General features: G+C 63.4%; 15 protein-coding genes. 9 read left to right on the top strand and 6 right to left on the bottom strand.

Going from position 1 to position 20,191, the window contains the following annotated elements:
- Nucleotides 1-116 precede the first annotated feature (116 nt).
- Together BMY38_RS09640 and BMY38_RS09645 are read left to right on the top strand one after the other, a co-directional pair.
- Nucleotides 117-2,003, top strand: coding sequence for an AMP-binding protein (locus BMY38_RS09640; protein ID WP_092762264.1), 1,887 nt, complete (start codon nt 117-119; stop codon nt 2,001-2,003).
- Complete coding sequence (locus BMY38_RS09645) at nt 2,000-3,511, top strand: ATP-binding protein (protein WP_092762266.1); 1,512 nt, start codon at nt 2,000-2,002, stop codon at nt 3,509-3,511. The genes BMY38_RS09640 and BMY38_RS09645 overlap by 4 nt, the downstream gene beginning before the upstream one ends.
- A 19-nt stretch (nt 3,512-3,530) precedes the next feature.
- Here BMY38_RS09645 and BMY38_RS09650 read toward each other — a convergent pair whose 3' ends face one another.
- Nucleotides 3,531-4,793: a bifunctional alpha/beta hydrolase/OsmC family protein gene (locus BMY38_RS09650; RefSeq protein WP_092762268.1), complete on the bottom strand. Its 1,263-nt coding sequence runs from the start codon at nt 4,791-4,793 to the stop codon at nt 3,531-3,533.
- A 130-nt stretch (nt 4,794-4,923) separates the two neighbouring features.
- Nucleotides 4,924-6,255 (bottom strand): glutamate--tRNA ligase, encoded by a 1,332-nt coding sequence (gene gltX / locus BMY38_RS09655; RefSeq protein ID WP_092762270.1) that lies wholly within the window; start codon nt 6,253-6,255, stop codon nt 4,924-4,926.
- 187 nt (nt 6,256-6,442) lie between these two features.
- Between gltX and BMY38_RS09660 the strand changes: the two genes are divergently transcribed.
- Nucleotides 6,443-7,357, top strand: coding sequence for an MBL fold metallo-hydrolase (locus tag BMY38_RS09660; RefSeq protein ID WP_092762272.1), 915 nt, complete (start codon nt 6,443-6,445; stop codon nt 7,355-7,357).
- A 62-nt stretch (nt 7,358-7,419) separates the two neighbouring features.
- Here the strand turns inward: BMY38_RS09660 and BMY38_RS09665 are convergent, their stop codons facing one another.
- On the bottom strand, nt 7,420-7,893 hold the full coding sequence (locus BMY38_RS09665; RefSeq protein WP_092762274.1) for a YHS domain-containing (seleno)protein: 474 nt from the start codon (nt 7,891-7,893) through the stop codon (nt 7,420-7,422).
- A 152-nt stretch (nt 7,894-8,045) separates the two neighbouring features.
- Here BMY38_RS09665 and BMY38_RS09670 point away from each other — a divergent pair, with 152 nt between their 5' ends.
- The 6 genes from BMY38_RS09670 to BMY38_RS09695 all read left to right on the top strand — a co-directional run bounded on the left by BMY38_RS09670 (nt 8,046) and on the right by BMY38_RS09695 (nt 13,809).
- A complete protein-coding gene (locus BMY38_RS09670) occupies nt 8,046-8,444 on the top strand; it encodes a cytidine deaminase (RefSeq protein WP_092762276.1) in 399 nt (132 codons plus the stop codon).
- On the top strand, nt 8,441-9,757 hold the full coding sequence (locus BMY38_RS09675; protein ID WP_092762278.1) for a thymidine phosphorylase: 1,317 nt from the start codon (nt 8,441-8,443) through the stop codon (nt 9,755-9,757). Before BMY38_RS09670 ends, BMY38_RS09675 begins: the two co-directional genes overlap by 4 nt.
- Nucleotides 9,754-10,929, top strand: a complete 1,176-nt coding sequence (locus BMY38_RS09680; RefSeq protein ID WP_092762280.1) for a phosphopentomutase — start codon at nt 9,754-9,756, stop codon at nt 10,927-10,929. Before BMY38_RS09675 ends, BMY38_RS09680 begins: the two co-directional genes overlap by 4 nt.
- Nucleotides 10,926-11,894, top strand: coding sequence for an adenosine deaminase (locus BMY38_RS09685; protein ID WP_092762282.1), 969 nt, complete (start codon nt 10,926-10,928; stop codon nt 11,892-11,894). The genes BMY38_RS09680 and BMY38_RS09685 overlap by 4 nt, the downstream gene beginning before the upstream one ends.
- A gap of 1 nt (nt 11,895) precedes the next feature.
- Nucleotides 11,896-12,525: a uracil phosphoribosyltransferase gene (gene upp / locus BMY38_RS09690; RefSeq protein WP_092762284.1), complete on the top strand. Its 630-nt coding sequence runs from the start codon at nt 11,896-11,898 to the stop codon at nt 12,523-12,525.
- Between the two features lie 84 nt (nt 12,526-12,609).
- Nucleotides 12,610-13,809: a hypothetical protein gene (locus tag BMY38_RS09695; RefSeq protein ID WP_139204691.1), complete on the top strand. Its 1,200-nt coding sequence runs from the start codon at nt 12,610-12,612 to the stop codon at nt 13,807-13,809.
- Nucleotides 13,810-13,873: 64 nt separating this feature from the next.
- Here BMY38_RS09695 and BMY38_RS09700 read toward each other — a convergent pair whose 3' ends face one another.
- The 3 genes from BMY38_RS09700 to BMY38_RS09710 form a co-directional block, all read right to left on the bottom strand.
- Nucleotides 13,874-14,206, bottom strand: coding sequence for a TfoX/Sxy family protein (locus BMY38_RS09700; RefSeq protein WP_092762288.1), 333 nt, complete (start codon nt 14,204-14,206; stop codon nt 13,874-13,876).
- A gap of 485 nt (nt 14,207-14,691) precedes the next feature.
- Nucleotides 14,692-18,669 carry an efflux RND transporter permease subunit gene (locus tag BMY38_RS09705; RefSeq protein WP_092762290.1) on the bottom strand — a complete coding sequence of 1,326 codons (3,978 nt, stop codon included), beginning with the start codon at nt 18,667-18,669 and terminating at the stop codon, nt 14,692-14,694.
- Nucleotides 18,666-20,054 (bottom strand): efflux RND transporter periplasmic adaptor subunit, encoded by a 1,389-nt coding sequence (locus tag BMY38_RS09710; protein ID WP_092762292.1) that lies wholly within the window; start codon nt 20,052-20,054, stop codon nt 18,666-18,668. The genes BMY38_RS09705 and BMY38_RS09710 overlap by 4 nt, the downstream gene beginning before the upstream one ends.
- Nucleotides 20,055-20,191: the final 137 nt, after the last annotated feature.

Consider the following 20,191-nt stretch of genomic DNA (forward strand, 5'->3'; position numbering starts at 1 on the left):
AATTGATCTGGAGCGGTTGCAATCGCGGCGGCGATGTTCCGGATCCGAAGGCGCAGCCTTGCGCGTGGCCGTCGGGGCAAACTAGAACACGGACATGTACACGCAAGGGGGATGCGATGGGCTGGAAATCCGAATGGCAGCGGTCGATCGACGACCCCGAAGGCTTCTGGATGGATCAGGCGCATACTATCGAATGGGACCGCGCGCCGTCCAGGGCATTGCACGATCTGGGCGGGCCGGTGCCGGAATGGTATGCGGACGGTCTGGTCAACACCTGCTGGAACGCGGTCGACCGTCACGTCGTGGCAGGGCATGGCGACCGGTTGGCGGTTATTTATGACAGTCCTGTAACGGGCAGCGTCAAGCGTATCACTTATGCCGCATTGCAGGATCGCGTCGCCCGTCTGGCCGGAGCGTTGAAGGCGCGGGGTGTGGAGCAGGGAGATCGGGTCATCATCTATATGCCGATGATCCCCGAGGCGCTGGATGGGATGCTGGCCTGCGCCCGGATCGGCGCGATCCATTCCGTCGTATTCGGGGGCTTCGCCGCCGCCGAACTGGCCGTTCGCATCGACGACGCACAGCCGAAGGCGATCCTGGCGGGGTCCTGCGGGATCGAACCGGGACGCATCGTTCCCTATAAGCCTCTACTGGACGCGGCCATCGCTCAGGCCACGCATAAGCCCGAGTTCTGCGTGATCCTGCAGCGCGAACAGGGCCTTGCCGACATGACCCCGCGCGACACCGACTGGGAGGATTTCATCGAGGCCGATCCGGTGGAGTGCGTGCCCGTCGCGGGCAATCATCCGGCCTATATCCTGTATACCTCCGGCACGACCGGCGCGCCCAAGGGCGTGGTGCGTGCGACCGGCGGACATCTGGTGGCGCTGGATTGGTCCATGGCCAACATCTATGGCGTCGCGCCGGGCGAGGTTTTCTGGGCCGCATCCGACGTCGGCTGGGTCGTGGGGCACAGCTACATCTGCTATGCGCCGCTGATCCACGGCTGCACTACCGTCCTGTTCGAGGGCAAGCCCGTCGGCACCCCCGACGCCAGCACATTCTGGCGGGTGATGGCCGACCACAAGGTCGCAGCGTTCTTTACCGCACCGACTGCATTTCGTGCGGTCCGCCGCGAAGACCCACAGGCGTCGATGATGGCCGGGCATGATCTGTCGGGTCTGCGGACGATTTTCCTGGCCGGAGAACGCGCCGACCCCGACACCGTCGACTGGATCGCGAAGGTGACCGGCAAGCCGGTGATCGACCATTGGTGGCAGACCGAAACCGGCTGGACCATCGCCGGCAATCCGATCGGGCTGGAGGCGTTGCCGGTCAAGACCGGTTCGCCCTCGGTGCCGATGCCGGGTTATGATGTGCGCGTGCTGGACGAGGCCGGAGAGCCGTTGCCGGTCGACACGCTGGGTGCCATCGCGATCAGGCTGCCGCTGCCACCTGGCACCCTGCCGACGCTGTGGAACGCCGAGGCGCGGTTCCGCAAGGCCTATCTGGAGACATTTCCCGGTTACTATGAAACCGGCGATGCGGGCATGATCGACGCCGATGGATACCTCTGGATCATGGCGCGCACGGACGACGTGATCAATGTCGCCGGTCATCGTCTGTCGACCGGCGCGATGGAGGAAATCCTTGCCACGCATCCCGACGTCGCCGAATGTGCCGTGATCGGTGTCGGTGATGCGCTGAAGGGGCAGTTGCCGCTGGGCTTGCTGTGCCTGACCAAAGGCATCGACCGGCCGGAGGCCGAGATCGTAGCCGAATGCGTCAAACTGGTCCGCGATCGCATCGGCCCTGTCGCGGCGTTCAAACTGGCCTGCGTGGTGGATCGACTGCCCAAGACACGATCCGGCAAAACCCTGCGCGCCACGATGGCCAAGGTAGCGGATGGCACTCTGGACAAGGTCCCCGCGACCATCGACGACCCTGCCATATTGGACGAGATCGGCACGGCTCTGCAGCGACTGGGCTATCCCGTGGCATGACAGACAGTGCGGGCCATAACGGTAGCGATGCTCAAGACCCCGATGTCGGGGTCTCCGGACCCGGTGCGCCCGATGGTATGCAACTGCTGGCGCATGACATCCGTTCGGCGGTGTCCGATGTGATCGGCGGCGTGCGCCTGATGGACCGCGATACCCTGCCGGATGACGCCCTACAGCAACTGGACCGGGTGCAGACGGCCTCGGAATTGCTGGCCCGTCTGGTCGAGGAATTGCTGGGTGGCACACCGCGTGACACCGTCGGACTGGTCGGCAACCTGAATCTGAGCCGCTTTCTGGACGATGAGGTGCGGCGCTGGCACGGGGCCGCGCATGGTACCGGCACCAAAGTTACACTGGACCGCGCCGCGAACCTTCCCGCCATTGTGCAGATCAACCTTCTGCATCTGCGCCGGATCGTGTCGAACCTGATGGGCAATGCACTGCGCCATGCCGAAGGCGGTCGCGTCACGCTGGGCGCGGAGTTGTATAGCCACGGCGAGACCCTGAGCATCTGCGTCAGCGACAATGGCAAGGGGTTTCCGCCCGATCTGCTACCGGTTCTGTTCGAACCTGCCGCGCGCGGCGAGGGGGGCGCTCCGGGCACCGGGATGGGCCTGCACATCGCCGCCGCCCATGCCAAGGCGATCGGCGGCATTCTGACGGCGGCCAATGTCGCGACCGGCGGCGCGCGTGTGACGCTGACGCTTCCAAAGGCGGTCTGGTGCAGGGCCGACGAGCCCGACGATGCCTTGCCCGATCTGCGGGGGTACCGCGTTCTGGTCGCCGACGACAGTGCGACGAACCGGACGCTGGTACGCGGAATGCTGACCCGGCTGGGCGCGGAATGCGAATTGGCGCGGGACGGAATCGAGGCGTTGAACTGGATGGCCCGCGAACGGTTCGACCTGGTATTGGTGGACATCGAGATGCCGGTGCTGGGCGGTCTCGATGTGCTGCGGTCCGAACGGCTGCGGCAGGCACGGGGCATCGCGCCGCCCACTTCGATGCTGGCGATGACGGCCTATGTCCTGCGCGACAACCGCGATGTCATCTATGAAGCCGGGGCCGACGGAATTCTGGCCAAGCCGCTGGGATCGATCGAGGATTTCAGCAAGACAATCCACCACTATCTGAAGATTGCGCCCGATCCGTCCGGCTGGGCACCGGAAATGGCACCGGCACTGTCCGCCGTGACGCTGTCCGAATTGATGAGCGCAGCCGGCCCGGAATTCCAAGACCAGTTGCTGGACCGTCTGCGCGAAGATCTGGCGATGGTGGAACGATATCTGAAGGACGCGCTGGTTGCGGGTGACGTGCCCGCCATTCGCAGCCAGACGCATATCCTGTTGTCGCTATCCAGCGCCATCGGGGCCCTTCCGCTTCAGGAGGCCGCGCGCCATCTGAACCAGATCGGACGCGACGGTGACCCGGATAAGATGCGCAGTGCCGGCAAGGTCTGTCTTGAACGGCTTGCGCAGTTGCGCCACGAATTGCCCGACGCGGTCTAGGTCGCGTCGGGCCTGCTTATCAGATTGCGGCGCGCTCCAGATTTTCATCGTCAAGCGGTATGGCCTGATCATGCAGGATGGTTTCGACCTTCGCCCCCGTTTCCAGTGTGCGATGCACCGGGCAACGGTCCGCGATCTCCATAAGGCGCGCACGCTGGGCGGCGTCCAGTGGACCGTCCAGCCAGATGTCCCGTCGAAACCGATCGATGCGTTCGGTCCCCGGCGAAGGCGCGTCCTGCGCGTGCATCCGGTCGTGCGTGACATCGACCGAGATGCCTTCCAGCGGCCATTTCTTGCGCCGCGCATACATTCGCAGCGTCATCGACGTGCAGGCCCCGAGGCTGGCTGCCATCAGCTGATAGGGCGACGGACCGCGGTCGGTGCCGCCATAGGCCATGGGTTCGTCCGCAATCAGATGATGCTTGCCGCCCGACGCACTGATGTCCTGCGCGAAGCCGTCGCGGTCGGCCTCGGTCACGCGGGTGACGCCTTCGGGGGCACCGATCGGCGGGGCCGGACGGCGCAGGTCCAGATAGCGGGTCGCCCAGGCCGCGATCACGTCGGCCGCATAATCCGCATCCGACTCGCGGGTGATCAGATGGTCGGCATCGTCAAGCGTCACGAAGCTCTTGGGGTGCTTGGCGGCCAGAAAGATGCGCGTCGCGCTGTCGATGCCCACGGTTTCGTCGCGGGGCGCATGCAGGACCAGCAGGGCAGGCTTCAGCGTTCGGATCGCCTGCTCCATATTCTGGCCGGAGATGTCTTCGACGAAGGCTTTGCCGATGCGCAACTTCCGTCCACCCAGCTTGATCTCGCCGACGCCGTCGCGCGCGATCCTGTCCAGCGCATCATTGAAATGATGCGTGACGTGACCCGGATCATACGGCGCGCCGAGGGTGGCGACGGCCTTGACAGTCGGAATGTCATGCGCAGCGCGCAGCACTGCCGCGCCGCCCAGACTGTGTCCGATCAGAAGGTCGACGGCATGCCCCCGCGATTCCAAGGCGGCCGCTGCGGCGACCACATCGTGCACGTTGCTGGAGAACGAGGTATTCTCGAATTCGCCTTGGGAATGGCCGAGGCCGGTGAAGTCGAACCGCAGCACAGCGATGCCCAGTCCGGTCAGACGGGCGGCAATGCGTCGAGCCGCAGGGATGTCCTTGCCGCAAGTGAAACAATGCACCATCAGCGCTGTGGCCAGTGGGGCAGTGTCGGGCAGATCCAGACGAGCGCTCAGGTCACTGCCGTCATGGCCTTTGAAGGTGAATCGTTCGGTCCGCATGCGAGATCCTCTGGGGTTGCAGCGAAGATGACCCTGCACCCCCGACCGGACAACCGCCTGGCGACCTGTGTCACGGGGGTGTGACAATGCGCGAGGTTTTGCAATTCGACAGACCCTGGCTTGGTCGGTTCTAGAGTCGCGGCCTCTTTTGCAACAACGGCATCAGGTCGCCCATGCCCGGCCCGTTCGTCCGCCCGGTCATGGCCAGACGCAACGGCTTGAACAACGCGCCGCCCTTGCGTCCGGTGGCCGCTTTGACCGCGCCTGTCCAGTCGCCCCAGGTTTCCGCCGTCCAAGGTCCATCGGGCAGCAAGCCCATGGCTTCGTTGATAAAATCGATGTCCTCCTCCGGGATTTCAGGGGCGGCGCCTTCGGTCATCAACTGCCACCAACCGGCCATCTCGGTGCGCGTTGCGATGTTGTCGCGCACAACGGTCCAGAACGCCTCTCGCTGGTCTTCGGGCACGCCGATGGCCGCAACTTCGTCTTCGACCGCCGACAGGGGCAGATGCTGTAGATAGCTGGCGGTCAGCGGCTTCAGGTCCGCCTCGTCGAACTTGGTGGGGGCGGCGCCGAACTGGCTCAGGTCGAACCCTTCGACGATTTCGTCCAGCGAGGTCCGAAGCTCCGTCGGTTGTGACGATCCCAGCCGCGCCATCAGCGAAATCAGGGCCATCGGCTCGATCCCGGCGGCACGCAGGTCGCGCAGGGACAGCGTGCCCAGCCGCTTCGAAAGACCTTCGCCCTGCGGCCCCGTCAGCAGGGAATGATGCGCAAAGGCGGGCACCTTGCCGCCCAATGCCTGGATGATCTGGATCTGCGTCGCGGTATTCGTGACGTGATCCGACCCGCGCACCACATGCGTCACGCCCATCTCGGTATCGTCGACGACGCTGGCGATCGTGTAGAGCACCTGACCGTCCCCCCGGATCAGAACCGGGTCGCTGACCGAAGCCGCGTCAATGGACAGCGGGCCGAGGATGCCGTCGGTCCACTCGATCCGCTCCTGATCCAGCTTGAAGCGCCAATGGCCACCGCGTTCGGCGCGCAATGCATCTTTATCGGCATCGGACAGGGCAAGTGCCGCGCGGTCATAGACCGGCGGTCGCCCCATGTTGAGCTGCTTCTTGCGCTTCAGGTCCAGCTCGGTCGGGGTCTCGAACGCTTCGTACAGACGACCCATATCGCGCAACTTGTCGGCGGCGGCGGCATAGCGGTCCAGACGCGACGACTGCCGCTCCTCCCGGTCCCATGTCAGACCCAGCCACTCGAGGTCTTCGCGGATCGCGTCGGCGTATCTGTCCTGTGACCGTTCGGGATCGGTATCGTCCAGACGCAGGATGAAAGTGCCGCCCGCCTTTCGCGCGATCACCCAGTTCATCAGAGCCGCGCGCATGTTGCCCACGTGAAGATATCCCGTGGGCGAGGGGGCGAAACGGGTAACGGTGCTGGTGTCGGGCATTGGGGGCCTTGTGTCTCGTGCGGGCGGATCTGCCCCGGTTCCGGCAGATATGCCGTTTATCGGGATCATGTGCCACCCGTGCCGGGGTTCTGTCCAGTGGTGGTCCGCCTCGCGGCGTTGTGCAGTGGCTGCCGGGGCGGGACGGGCTAGGTTGAAGAAAATGCACCAACAGACCGGAGGATTTCCAATGACCCTAATGACCCGTCGCGCCGCGCTTGGCGCAGGCGCCGCCCTGCCTATCGCGGCAGTCCTTCCCGCTCAGGCCGCCGCCCCGATGCAGGAGCCGACAGTCCAGAACGCCCGCCGCTTCATGCTGGGCGATCTGGAGGTCACGACCCTACTGGCCAACACGCTGACCAACCCGACGCCGCCGCAGGAGATCTTCGGCATGAACGTCGACGCGGAAACCTTCGCCGCCGTCAGTGCCGAAGCCTTCATTCCCGCCGACGTGAATCAGTTCTTTTTCACCCCGACCCTGGTGAACAACGGCGAAAGCCTGATCCTGTTCGACACGGGCCAATCGCCCGAAGACATAACCGCAGCCGTCGAAGGCGCGGGCTATGCGACCGGCGATATCGACACGGTGGTCCTGACGCACATGCATGGCGATCACATAGGCGGACTGATGGCGAATGGTACGCCGACCTTTGCCAATGCCGCCTATGTGACCGGTCAGACCGAATTCGATGCATGGGCTGCAATGGAAAACGAGGGCTTCGAGACGAAGGTGCGACCGCTGTCCGAGAAGATGACATTCATCGGTGACGGGCAGGACGCGGCACCCGGGATCACGGCAATCGCGGCCTTCGGTCATACGCCGGGTCACATGAGCTATCGCCTGTCGTCGGGCGACAAGTCACTGCTGATCGCCGCCGATCTGGCGAACCACTACGTCTGGTCGCTGGCGTATCCGGACTGGGAGGTGAAGTTCGACATGGACAAGGAAGCCGCAGCCAATAGCCGCCGGACCATTCTGGGGATGTTGGCGTCCGAACGGATGCCGATGATCGGCTACCATATGCCGTTTCCGGCGGTGGGATACGTCGAGACGCGGGGCGATGGGTTTCGCTGGGTCCCCGAGAGTTATCAGATGATGCTGTGAGGTCGGGCGAGGGGGGCGCGCCGGTTTCCGGGGCGTCCTTCTCAGGTCATAGGCTTCTCAGGTCATAGGGACGCCACGATCCGGGGCCAGCGCAAATTAGCCTGCCGGATGAACCCCGCCCGGTCCTTGTCCCAATCGGCCTGCACCTCGTCGCTGAAGTTCAGGTAAAGCTTGCCGTCCACGATGGCCCAATTGTCGGGCTGGGTGCTGAACAACGCGCTCTTGGCAGCGACGGCCCAGGCGCAGAAGCCTCCGTATCGAGGGGCGTATGCGTCAGGATTTCCGGCGAATTCATCCCGGCTCAGCGCGCTGATGAATCGCCATGTGGCGCCTGCATAGTCATGGGTATAGGCCGGATCGCCGCCGATCGGGCGGGCATGCGTGAAATATGCAACCGGATCCGTCCCGCCGATCGCGAACCCGTCTCGGGTATAGGTCAAAGCCGGGGGCAGCTTGCGTGGCAACAGAAGACTGGCTGCCGCAGCAGAGGCGGTCAGGGCGGCGGCGCCCCCGATAAAAAGAGTTCTTCGGTTCATGGAAAAATCCTTTGCATTAAACCGAAGATGAGGCTTGTCGCATCGTATGGCCAATCAAGCCGCGTCACGCTTGCGCGAGGCTTCGGGCTTGCATCCCTCCGGGTCTGGAGCCTAGCACGGAACCAGACCCCAACCGATGCCGGAGGCCCCCGATGCAACAGACGTCCGATCTGCGCGATGCCGCCCTGTCCGTGCGCGAAAATGCCCATGCCCCATATTCCAAGTTCAAGGTCGGCGCGGCGATCCGGGCTGTGTCGGGTACGATCTATCGCGGCTGTAACGTCGAGAATGTGGCTTATCCCGAAGGCACCTGCGCCGAGGCGGGGGCCATCGCCGCCATGGTCGCGTCGGGCGAAACCGCACTGACACAGGTCTATGTCGTGGCCGGATCGCCCTCTCCGGTTCCGCCCTGCGGCGGCTGCCGCCAGAAGCTGGCCGAATTCGGGTCGGGCGATGTGTCGGTTACACTGGCCACCGTGGACGGGATCGAGCGAGCCACCACAATCGCGGACCTCCTGCCGGGGGCCTTCGACGCAGGCCATATGGCTTGACCGGCGCGCGCGAGACCCTTGCCGCCTTGCGGGCCGGAGACGCTCCTGGGGCCGGAGCGCTGACGGAGTTTGCCGAAGGATTGGCCAACGGCACGGTATCCGACGCGCAGGCCGGAGCCTTTGCAATGGGTGTCTGCCATACACCGCTTACCCCCGAAGGCCGCGTCGCGCTGACCCGTTCGATGCGCGATGGGGGGGACGTTCTGGAATGGGATCTGCCTGGCCCGGTCGTCGACAAGCATTCGACCGGAGGGGTCGGCGACTGCGTGTCACTGGTGCTGGCCCCGGCTCTTGCCGCCTGCGGGGCTTATGTCCCGATGATTTCGGGCCGCGGTCTGGGTCATACCGGCGGCACGCTGGACAAACTGTCGTCGATCCCCGGTTTCCGGACCGAGATGCAGACGGACGAGTTGCAGGACATCGTCCGCCGCGTCGGCTGCGCCATCGTCGGGGCAACTGCGGACATCGCGCCCGCCGACCGTCGGCTGTATGCCGTGCGTGACGTGACCGGAACGGTGGAAAGCCTGGACCTGATCGTTGCGTCGATCCTGTCTAAGAAGCTGGCAGAAGGCATAGAAGCTCTTGTTCTGGATGTTAAAACAGGACCGGGTGCTTTCATGGCGAACGCCGCCGCCGCTCGTGCTCTGGCGCAGGCCCTTGTCGAGACGGGGCAGGCGAACGGCGTTATGACCTCCGCCATTCTGACGGATATGTCGCAGCCTGCCGCAACCTCCTGCGGCAATGCGCTGGAAGTGATCGCAGCGATGGAGGCACTGACCGAGCCGTCGACCCGCCGGTCCAGCCGGTTGATCGCGCTGACCCGCGCGCTGGGCGGCGAGGCGCTGGCGCTGGGCGGATTGGTCGCCGACGCGGAGGAGGGGGCTGCGCGCATCGGCACGGCGCTGACTTCGGGCGTTGCGGCGGAAGTCTTCGGTCGCATGGTTGCAGCGCAGGGCGGCCCCAGCGATTTTCCGGACCGCTGGCGCGACCGCTTGCCCGCCGCACCCGTCGTTGCCGAACTGCGCGCCGATCAACCCGGTGTTGTCGACCGCATCGACGCGCGCACGCTGGGTGAGGTGGTGGTCGATCTGGGCGGAGGACGGCGGCGCGAGGATGACCGCATCGACCCCACTGTCGGCATCAGTCACATCGCGCAACTGGGGGCCGTCGTAACCGAGGGACAGCCGCTGGCTCGCGTCCACGCCGCCACAGGTGACGCCGCCGAAAAAGCCGCCGAGCGGGTGGCCCGCGCGATTGTCATGGCCAGCGGTGCCGTGACACCGCCGCAACTTGTGCAGGAAACGATCCGATGAGCCGTGCTTTCCTGATCGTTCTTGACTCCGTTGGGTGTGGAGGTGCGCCCGATGCCGATGATTTTGGTGACGAAGGTGCAAATACGCTTGCCCATGTCGCACAGTATTGCGCCGCTGAACGACCTTCAGGTGGCTTGAAATTACCTAATTTAGATAAATTGGGCTTGGGAGCGGCTGTCAGGATAGCATCCGGCGAAAAGGCACCCGGACTGGACGAAATGCCCAGTGGCCTCTGGGGAGCTGCGACCGAAGTCTCGAACGGCAAGGACACGCCTTCGGGTCACTGGGAGCTGGCGGGGCTGCCTGTGCCGTTCGACTGGACCTACTTTCCCGATACCGAACCCTGTTTTCCACCCGCGCTGGTCGATCTGGTCAGGCAGGCTGCCGGAACGGAGGGTATTCTTGGCAATCGTCACGCATCCGGCAGCCTGATCATCGAAGACGAGGCCGAAAACCACATCCGCACCGGTTGGCCGATCTGCTATACCTCGGTCGACAGCGTGTTTCAGATCGCCGCGCACGAAGATCACTTTGGCCTCGACCGCCTGCTGGACCTGTGCCGCACCATCGCCCCGACTCTGCACGAGATGAAGGTGGGCCGTGTCATAGCCCGGCCTTTTGTCGGAAATGGCCCGTGGGAGCGGACATCGAACCGCCGCGACTTTGCGATCATGCCGCCCGCACCAACGCTGTGCGACGCTGTGCAGGGCGCGGGCCGACAGGTTCATGCCATTGGGAAGGTCGGGGATATCTTCTCGATGCGCGGCATCGACACCCATGTCAAAGGCCCTGATGCGGCGTTGATGCGTCATCTTCAGGATGCAGTGCGCGATATGCCCGACGGCAGTCTGACCTTCGCGAATTTCGTCGAATTCGACAGCCTCTATGGCCACCGCCGCGACCCCGCGGGCTATGCTGCGCATCTGGAGTGGTTCGATGGCTGCCTGCCACCGATCCTCGACGCGATGCGGCCCGACGACATTATGATTTTCACTGCCGATCATGGCAATGACCCGACATGGAGGGGATCGGACCACACGCGAGAGCGGGTTCCGGTGCTGGTCGCCGGCAAATCCGGGGAGGCCGGTCTGGTTGCCTTCGCCGACGTTGCCGCGTCGGTCTGTACTCATCTCGGCGTGCCTATCATCGGACCCGGACGGAGTTTCCTGTGACATTCAATCCCAAGATCGAACTGCATCTGCACCTTGAAGGCGCGGCACCTCCGGATTTCATTCGACGTCTGGGTGGGGAAAAGAGGGTCGCGCTCGACGGCATATTTGATCTAGATGGGTCATATAAATACAAAGACTTCCAAGGTTTTCTTAATGTATACGAGGCCGCGACAAAAGTCCTTGAAACGCCCGAAGATTTTGCCCGCCTGACGCAAGCCGTATTGGAACAGTCGCGCGATCAGGGTGTCATTTATACGGAAGTTTTTCTCAGTCCCGATTTTTGCGGCGGTCGGGATCTGGGTGCCTGGCATGAGTATCTCGCAGCTATCCAGGAGGGGGCGAATTCCGTACAGGGAATTGAAATGCGCGGTATTATAACCTGCATTCGCCATTTCGGTCCCGATAAGGCACGGGAAACGGCGCGTTGCGCGGCTGAAACAGCAGGCAGGTTCATTACCGGGTTCGGTATGGGTGGCAATGAAACCTTGGGCAAAGCCGCCGACTTCGGGTGGGCCTTCGATTGCGCTGCCGAGGCAGGCCTGGGCCTGACATCGCATGCGGGTGAATTTGGCGGCCCGGAATCGGTCCGCGATACACTGGACCACCTGAATGTCACCCGCATTGGCCACGGTGTTCGCAGCATCGAAGACGCGGCACTGGTCCGGCGACTGGTCGAGGAGCAGATCACGCTTGAGGTCTGTCCCGGCTCCAATGTGGTGCTAGGAGTTTACAAGAACTTCGCCGTCCATCCTATTGAAAAACTTATGTCAGATGGGGTAAATGTCACGGTTTCGACCGATGATCCGCCATTCTTCCATACAAGCATGCGCGACGAATACGATGCGTTGCAGCACAATTTCGGATGGGGCGAAGATCACTTCCGAGCCCTGAATCAGACCGCTGCCCGCGCGGCATTTTGCGATGACGAAACCCGCGCGGCCCTGCTCTCGAAACTGGAGGCCTGAAATGGACCACCTGACCCATGTCAAACACCCGCTGGTGCAGCACAAACTGTCGTTGATGCGCGACAAGGACACGTCCACCGCCGTGTTCCGGCAGCTTCTCCGCGAAATCAGTCAGTTGCTGGCCTATGAGATTACCCGCGAACTGCCGATGACGACCCGTCGCATCGAGACGCCGTTGCAGGCGATGGATGCTCCGGTTCTGGCAGGCCGCAAGCTAGCCCTCGTGTCCATTCTGCGCGCGGGCAACGGGTTGTTGGACGGTATCCTGGAATTGGTGCCGTCGGCGCGTGTGGGTTTCGTCGGCCTTTACCGCGACGAGGAGACGCTGGAGCCGGTGCAATATTACTTCAAGGTTCCCGATCAGCTGGACGAACGGCTGGTCATCGCCGTCGATCCGATGCTGGCGACGGGCAATTCCTCTGCTGCCGCCATCGATCTGCTCAAGGCCAGGGGTGCGACCGACATCCGGTTCCTATGCCTGTTGGCCGCGCCCGAGGGCATCGCCAGAATGAAAGCGGCGCATCCGGACGTGCCGATCGTGACTGCCGCGATCGACGAGCGGTTGAACGACAAGGGATATATCGTGCCGGGACTTGGCGATGCGGGCGACCGGATGTTCGGCACCAAATAGCGGCGAAGGGCTGGACCGTGCTTTACTTGCTCCAGAGCGGCGGGCAGGATGCCAACGGGATGGATGGTTTTCGGAGAATGCGACATGGCCCTTTGGCTTAACTTCACGAGGGGTCTGGCATTCGCCGTGACCGCCGTTGCCGTTGCGATCACGGGCGGTCTGGCCGAAGCACAGACACGCACGGTTCGCAACACGCAGGGCCCGGCCGAGGTGCCGCCCGCCAGCTATTCCGCCGATCAATACATCGACAGTCAGGGCTGCCTTTTCATTCGTGCGGGGTTTGGCGATACGACCCGATGGGTGCCGCGCGTCAATCGCGATCGCACCGTGGTATGCGGCCAGACGCCATCGAGGCGCCCTGTGACGACGACGGCCGTGTCCGAGCCGGTCACACCTGCGACCACCGCTGCGCCGACTGCGACCGCCGCTCCTGTCCCGGTTGAGACTGTCAAGCCGGTGATCCGTCGCCAGCCCGCCGCCGCCGCACCGCGCCAGATTGTCGAACCTGCACCCCGTCGCGCTCCGGTCCGGCAACCCTCCACCGCTCCGGCCCGTGTCGCAACCGCGCCCCGGCCAGCGGCGCCTCGACCAGCGGCGCCCCGGCCGGTTCATCAGGCCGTAGCACCGCATCAGGCAGTTATACCTTTGCCCGTCGGCTGCGGGGCATCGGATCTGTCGGCGCGCTATCTGCGGAATACGCCCGCCTGTGCCGCCGCACTTCGGGTCACAACGCCGACAAGCCGTGTCACAATACCCACGGGCGTTGCGACCCCGAACATTGATACGACCCCGGCCATCCCGCGCCGCGCCGTCCGCAGCAGTCTTCGGGGGCAAACGGTGGTGGCCGTGACGCCGCCCGCCCATGCGGTTCGTGTCAATCCGAATGCGCCCAGTCCGAACCGTGCGACTGCGCGGGGTGCCGCGCCCGTGACCACGGGCTGTGCTGGCGCATCCGAGCTGTCGTCACGCTATCTGCGCCGCGCCACGCGTTGTGGCGGTGACAAGAACTGGTCGTTGGACGGACGTCGATCATCATCGGTGGAGACCGCCACCACGGTGACAAGCGCGTCTACGCGCAATGGGCGGCGCACGGTGATAGTGCCTGCCGCGCGTACCACGTTCGATGTGTCACATCCGCCCAAAGGATACCGGGCTGCATGGCGCGATGGACGGCTGAACCCGAACCGGGGGCCACGCACGCTGGAAGGCGATTACCAGTCGCAGGGCATCTGGACGAACGAGACGCCCCGGCGATTGCGTCCGATCATCCTCGTCACGCAATAGACATTGCAAGCCGCGCAAAAGGCCGTCGGAGTGTCCTCCGGCGGCCTTTCGGTTGACGACAATCCTAGCGTTCAATCACGCCGATCGCGTTCATCATCGCCTCAAAAGCATCGGTATCCGGGTCAGTATTGCGGGATTTGAGGGTATCGAACCTGACCCGCAGAGCGGCCTTCTCGTCGCCCTTGCAATCGTTCCAAGGGCGGCCCTGCAGCGCCATTTCGATCACATAGAAGGCGATGAAATGCGGGCGGGAGCCGTTCTGCAACAGGCGGGCATAAGCGGCATCGGTGCCCAGATCTCGCAATTCGCCGACTGTTTCGATGCCGACCCTGGCAAAGGCCTGCTCCATGGCGGGGCCAAGGTTCCGCAACGCCGAAAGGGGCGAGTCGTTGTCCATGGCTGACAGGAAAAGCCGTCCGGCGTCCGCTGTCCAGTCTTGGTGCGACCTTAGATCGAGGCCCAATCGGTGAACCGGACTGGTGCCGGGCGCGGCTTGCGCTTGACCGGGGCTTGCGCGGGGATGGGTTGCTGGGTCGGGGTGGAATGAATCATCGGACTGCTCCGTACGAGGACGATGCTGTATCCAACACGGAAACAATGATTAAGGTTTGTTTGAATTTAGGCAGAATTGCGGCCTTGTCTCGGGAAGAGGAGGGACAAGGCCGCTTCTGCTATTTCAGGCGTCGCAGTCAGGGAGGAGGAAAGACCGCTTGCCCTATGATTTTCAGGTTAAGCTGCGATGCAGCGTGGTCAATGCTGCTGCGCGGAAAACACACCGAATTGAACGAAAAGCGCCTGCTATGGTCGGCTTTCCCGGCGGAACTGTGCAGAATCCGCGCGAAGAGGTCAAAAAGCAGGCGTTCTGTCAAATAAGGTGACGTCCTATTCGGCAGCCCTAAGCGGAGGACGCGAACCGATCGGAGGATGGTCCTCCGGGGTCTGTCCGGTATCGTCAGACCGGTCCGATACGCCAACCGGAACAGCATTTCCTGCGTAAGGCAGATCCATCGGCAGCTCCGGCTCCTCGTCGATTTCCTCGGCCCAGAGCAGGACGGGCATTCGCACCCGCTTGGCCTGACGCCGCAGGGCCCAATCGTGTGCGGCACGACTTCCTTGTCCCATACCCAGACGTCCCAGCAAGCGGCCGATCCCCCGTGCATAGGCGACGACCCAGACCCGGCCCGCCAGCATCGCGGGCGTAAAGATCAGCGTCAGGACCGTGGCTACACCCAGACCCCAGACCACTGCCGTTGCAAGCTGGATCCACCACAGCGCGGTCGGCGACCCGATTGAATAGCCGCCGCCTATGAAGTTGATCGACAGGCCGAACATCATCGGTGCAAGTCCCGCCATCGTGGTCAGCGTAGTCAGCAGGACAGGTCGGATGCGGTCCTCGGCGGTGCGGGTAATCGCTTCCAGCCGGGGCATGTAGCGGGAATAGTCCTGATAGGTGTCGATCAGCACGATATTGTTGTTCACCACGATCCCGGCCAGTGCGACGATACCGGTGCCGGTCATGATGATCGAGAACGCCTGACCCATAACCAGCATCCCGACCAGAACGCCGGTCGTCGACAGGATGACTGCCAGCAACACGAGGACCGAGTTGTAGATCGAGTTGAACTGCGCCAGCAGGATCACGAACATCAGGCCCAGGGCACCGATGAAGGCCTGGCCCAGAAATGCTTCGCTTTCGGCCTGTTCTTCCTGATCGCCGGTCCATTCCCATGCAACCGATGCGGGCAACAGATCGTCGGATTGCAATTGTTCGGTGATCAGGGCGATGCGTTCGTTCGCGGTGACGGGGACGACGGACGGCAAGGCACCTGCATCCAGCAGGTCCTGCGCGGCAGCGACACCGCCTGCGATCGTTGGCTGGTCCAGATCGTAATAGGTGACGGTTTCGGCCTGTCCCAGCCCGATCCCGGCGAGCATTGCGGCAAGCCCGGTCGCTTGAACACGCCGTGTCAGGTTATAGCTTGCGCCGGCCGCGATCTGGGCTTCCGAAACGGCGCTGCCGAAACCAAGGTCCACGGCCACCGTATCGTCAGACGGGCCGCCCGAAGCTGGATCGTCGCTGGCCACTGGCGTCGCCTTGAGGATCGTCAGTCCCGTCACCACATCGGCCTTCACATCAAAGAACCGTTCGCCATCGAAGCGGTCGATCTGCGCCAGTTGCGGCACCGGGCGGCGGGTGATGAAATTGTCCAACGGCACGAGTCCGTCGGTTGTCCGGACCTTGAGGGAGTCCAGTGTCGAAAGAACGCGATCCTCCTCGGGCAGGCGGATGCGGATTTCGATCTCGTCGTCGGACGTATCCACCCGCATCTTGTCCAGCAGGATGCCGCGCGTGACCAGTTGCACCATGCCGCCGACCGTTGCCACATCCGCACCGAAACGGCCTGCGTTCTCGACGTCGACGTCGATTTCCCAGTCGATACCGGGCAGGGGCAAGGTATCCTCGACGTCGATCAGGCCCGCCATTCCAGACAGTCTTTCGGACATTGTCGCCGTGGCCACCTGCAGGTCGGCCCAGTTCTGACCCTTGAGGCGCAGATGCACAGGCTTGCCCTGCGCCGGGCCGCGATCCTGTGCAGACAGGTCGATCTTGATACCCGGAAGTTCACGCAACCGCGCCAGCAGATCCTCAGCAATCATATCGCCGTCGAACGCCGGATCGACGACGGATTTATTGAACGTCACACCGAACAGCGTGAACAATGGTTCGGAAATGGTCGGGCGGTCTTCCCAGGGGACCATTTCGATCTGGATCTGTCCGATGGTATCGCCCGGCCCGCTTGATGCGCCGGGACCGCCCGATTGCAGACCACCTTCGCCCGCGAAGGCAAAAGCCGACTGGATGCCGGGCGTATCCAGCACGATCCGTTCGGCCTGACGCAACAAGGCATCCTTTTCTTCCAGCGACAGATTGCCCCGCGCCCGGACGAAGATATTGGCGTTCTCAAGCTCGCTTTCAACGAAGAATTCGACGCCATTGTTGTTGGCCCCGAAGTAGGTGAACACCGAAACGACCGTGAACCCGACCATCACAACGGCAACGATCGGACCGATCGGGTTGCCGACAATCAGGTGGATGAACTGACCGAACAGGCTGCGCCGATATCCCGACCGGACCCGGCGGGCGCGACGGTGAAAGGTGACCGACCCCAGCGTCGTGGATAACAGCGCCGCCGACGCCACGAACATCAGCGCGCCGATCAGGTTGCCCATCGGAACTCCGGGCGGCAACAGATAGGCGGGATTCAGGACCTGCAGGATCGACACGATCATCAACCAAGCGGACGCCAGCGTCAGCACCAGCCGGACGATCCACGGGAAGCTGCGACGCAGCCAGTTCGACCCACCCTCGAATATGCGGGAAATACGGCCCGCAACGCCGCCCAGCACCGGCAGGTAGACCAGCGCCACGACCAGTGAGGCGGACAGCACGAAGATCAGGGTGACCGGCAGATTTCCCATGAATTCGCCCGGAACGCCGGGCCAGAACAGCATCGGCAGGAACGCACAAAGCGTTGTCGCGGTGGACGACACGACCGGCCAGAACATGCGCTTCGCAGCCTCGGTATAGGCTTTCATCGGGCCGGAGCCCTCGGAGATGCGCTTGTCGGCATATTCGACCACCACGATGGCCCCGTCGACCAGCATGCCGACGGACAGGATAAGGCCGAACATCACGATATTCGAAATGGTGATGCCCATGACGGCCATGATCGCGAAGGACAAAAGGAACGAAGTTGGGATCGCGAACCCCACCAACAGCGCCGACCGCGTGCCCAGTGTGGCCAGGACCACGATCATGACAAGCGCGATGGCCGTCAGGACCGAGCCTTCCAGCTGCGACACCATCGAACGCACGGTGCGCGACTGGTCCAGCGTGATGGTGACATCGACGGCCTGGCGCAATTCTTCGGGCCAGCGTTCTGTTTCACGCGCGATTTCGTCGCGGACCTGCTGTGCCGTGTCGATGATGTTGAAGCCCTTGCGCTTCACCACCTGCAACGCGACCGTCGTATCGCCGTTATAACGAGCGGTGCCGGTTCGATCCTCGAACGTCAGGTTGATCCGGGCCAAATCGCCCAGCGTCACGACGCGGTCGCCATTGGTCTTGACCGGCAGGGCATAGACATCCGCCGCCGACTCGAATGATCCGGGGATTTTCACCGGAAAGGCCCCTGACGCGGTTTCGATCGACCCGGTAGCCACAAGAAGGTTGTTCTGCGTCACCACGGCGGACAATTCCCCGGCGGTCACGTTATATGCCTCCAACGCCAGCGGATCGATCAGCACCTCCAGCATTTCTTCGCGATGCCCGGCCAGCCCGGCCTCCAGAATCGGAGGCATTCCTTCCAGAAGGGCCTGAAATTCGTTGGCCAACCGCAGCAACGTACGCTCGGGCGCGGAGCCGGACAGCGATACGATCAGGATCGGAAATTCGGAAAAGTTGATCTCGTTGATGGTGTATTGCTCGGCCCCGTCGGGGAAATCGGTCTCTGCCTGACCCATTTTGTCGCGGACGTCGGCGATGGTCGCGGACTTGTCCCAACCGAATTCGAATTCCAGAAACAGACCGGCATAGTTTTCCGCCGCCGTTGCGGTCATGGATTTCAGACCGTCCAGTTCCTTCAGCTTGGTTTCCATCGGCTTGACCAGAAGCTTTTCGGAATCGCTGGCGCTTATGCCGGGAAAGGGAACCGACACGAAGATGCCGGGTATGTCGATGTCGGGCTCACCCTCTTTCGGAAGCGAGATGTAAGCGACCGTGCCGGCGATAATGGACAAGACCACGAAGGCCATGACCATCCGTGCCCGTTCGGCGGCCCAGTCGATCAGGCCAGTCACTGCGTAACCTCCGGTGTCAGCCCCGATCCGCCCCCGGTCGCCGGATCGTTGACCGATGTCCCCAGGGTGGAGACCTCATCGACAAAGGTAGGGCGCACAAGAACACCGTTGGTGACGTATTCCTGCCCCACGGTGATCACGTCGACCGTATTCGGCAGGCCCGTCAGCAAAACGCCATCCAGCGTATCGCGGACCAGGTCGACAGCGGCGAAACCGGCCTTGCCGTCTTCGATGATGCGTACGCCCAATTGCCCCTCGTCGTTCAGCGTCAGGGCCGACGCAGGGATCAGGTGCGCAACGGTCGCCGGGGTCTCGATCAGGATTTCCGCCGTCTGGCCATCACGGATGCGCATGTCCGGGTTCGGCACCGTCACTTCGACCCGAAAGGTGCGCGTCAGATCGTCGGCCGAGCGGCTCAGGAAGGTGACGACGCCCTCGACCGTCTGGCCGGACGCCAGTCGCGCCCCGGCGTTGGCCCCCACCGTCACGCGGTCGACCTGCGCTTCCGGAAGGAACCCGACCAGCTTTATGGGGTCCAGCTGCACGATCGTCGCGCAGCTGCCCGCGCCCTGGCCACCGCTTTGCAAAAGCGCGCCCAGTTCAGCCGTATCCGTTTCCAGCAGCCCCGAGAAAGGTGCCTCGATCGTCAGTTGCGCAATATCCAGTTCGGCCCGGTCCACGGCGGCTTCGGCGGCCTGTATCCCGGACTGCGCCGATTCGATGCCGGCCTGTGCCGTATCCAGCCCTGTCGTAGCCGCAATGACCGCCGCTTCGGCGGAACGAAGCGCGGCGGCAGCGTTCAAGACGCGCGTGTCGGATGCGAAGCCGCCTTCTGACAGGCGGCTGGCGGCGGTCTGGTTCAGGCGCGCTTCCTCCAGCACGGCTTCCGCTTCGGCGATGCGGGCTTGGGTTTCGGGGATGCGGGCCTCCGCTTCGGGAAGGCGCGCGCGCGCCTCGGCCAGCCGCGCGCGGGCTTCGGCCAAAGATGCGTCACGAGTGCCCGGATCGAGTTCGCACAGAAGCTGCCCTTCCTCGACAAAGGCCCCCTTGCGGATCGGCGTGGAAATCACCCTGCCAGTTGTTTCGGCCATAACCTCGACCTGCCGCGCCGCCTCGGACTGACCGCGGACGCGCACGGCATCGGGAACGTCCTGCGCCTTGGAGCGAATGGCGACGACAGGCACGGCGCGGGGCCCCGCCTGGTTGTCGTCATCCGTGATCGACACGGGCGCAGCGGCGGGCGCGGCGGCATTGTCGATCACCGGCGGAGCCGTGCCATCCGTTGTGATGCCTTGGGCAAACCGAAACAGGGCATCGCGTTGCAGAACCACGAAGAACAGGGCGATGCCGACCAGGATCGCAGTCAAGAGAGGAAAGAAACGCATGGTCTGGCCTTTCTGCGCCGTAAGGCGGGAACTGATCTTTGCAACATGCCAAAGTCGGGTAAACCGTTTGGTTTAGTTTTTAATGTGGATGGGTCTGATCAGCAAGACCCCCGATATGCTGAATAATGCCATATGCC

Source organism: Jannaschia helgolandensis, assembly GCF_900109285.1.
GTDB lineage: Bacteria > Pseudomonadota > Alphaproteobacteria > Rhodobacterales > Rhodobacteraceae > Jannaschia > Jannaschia helgolandensis.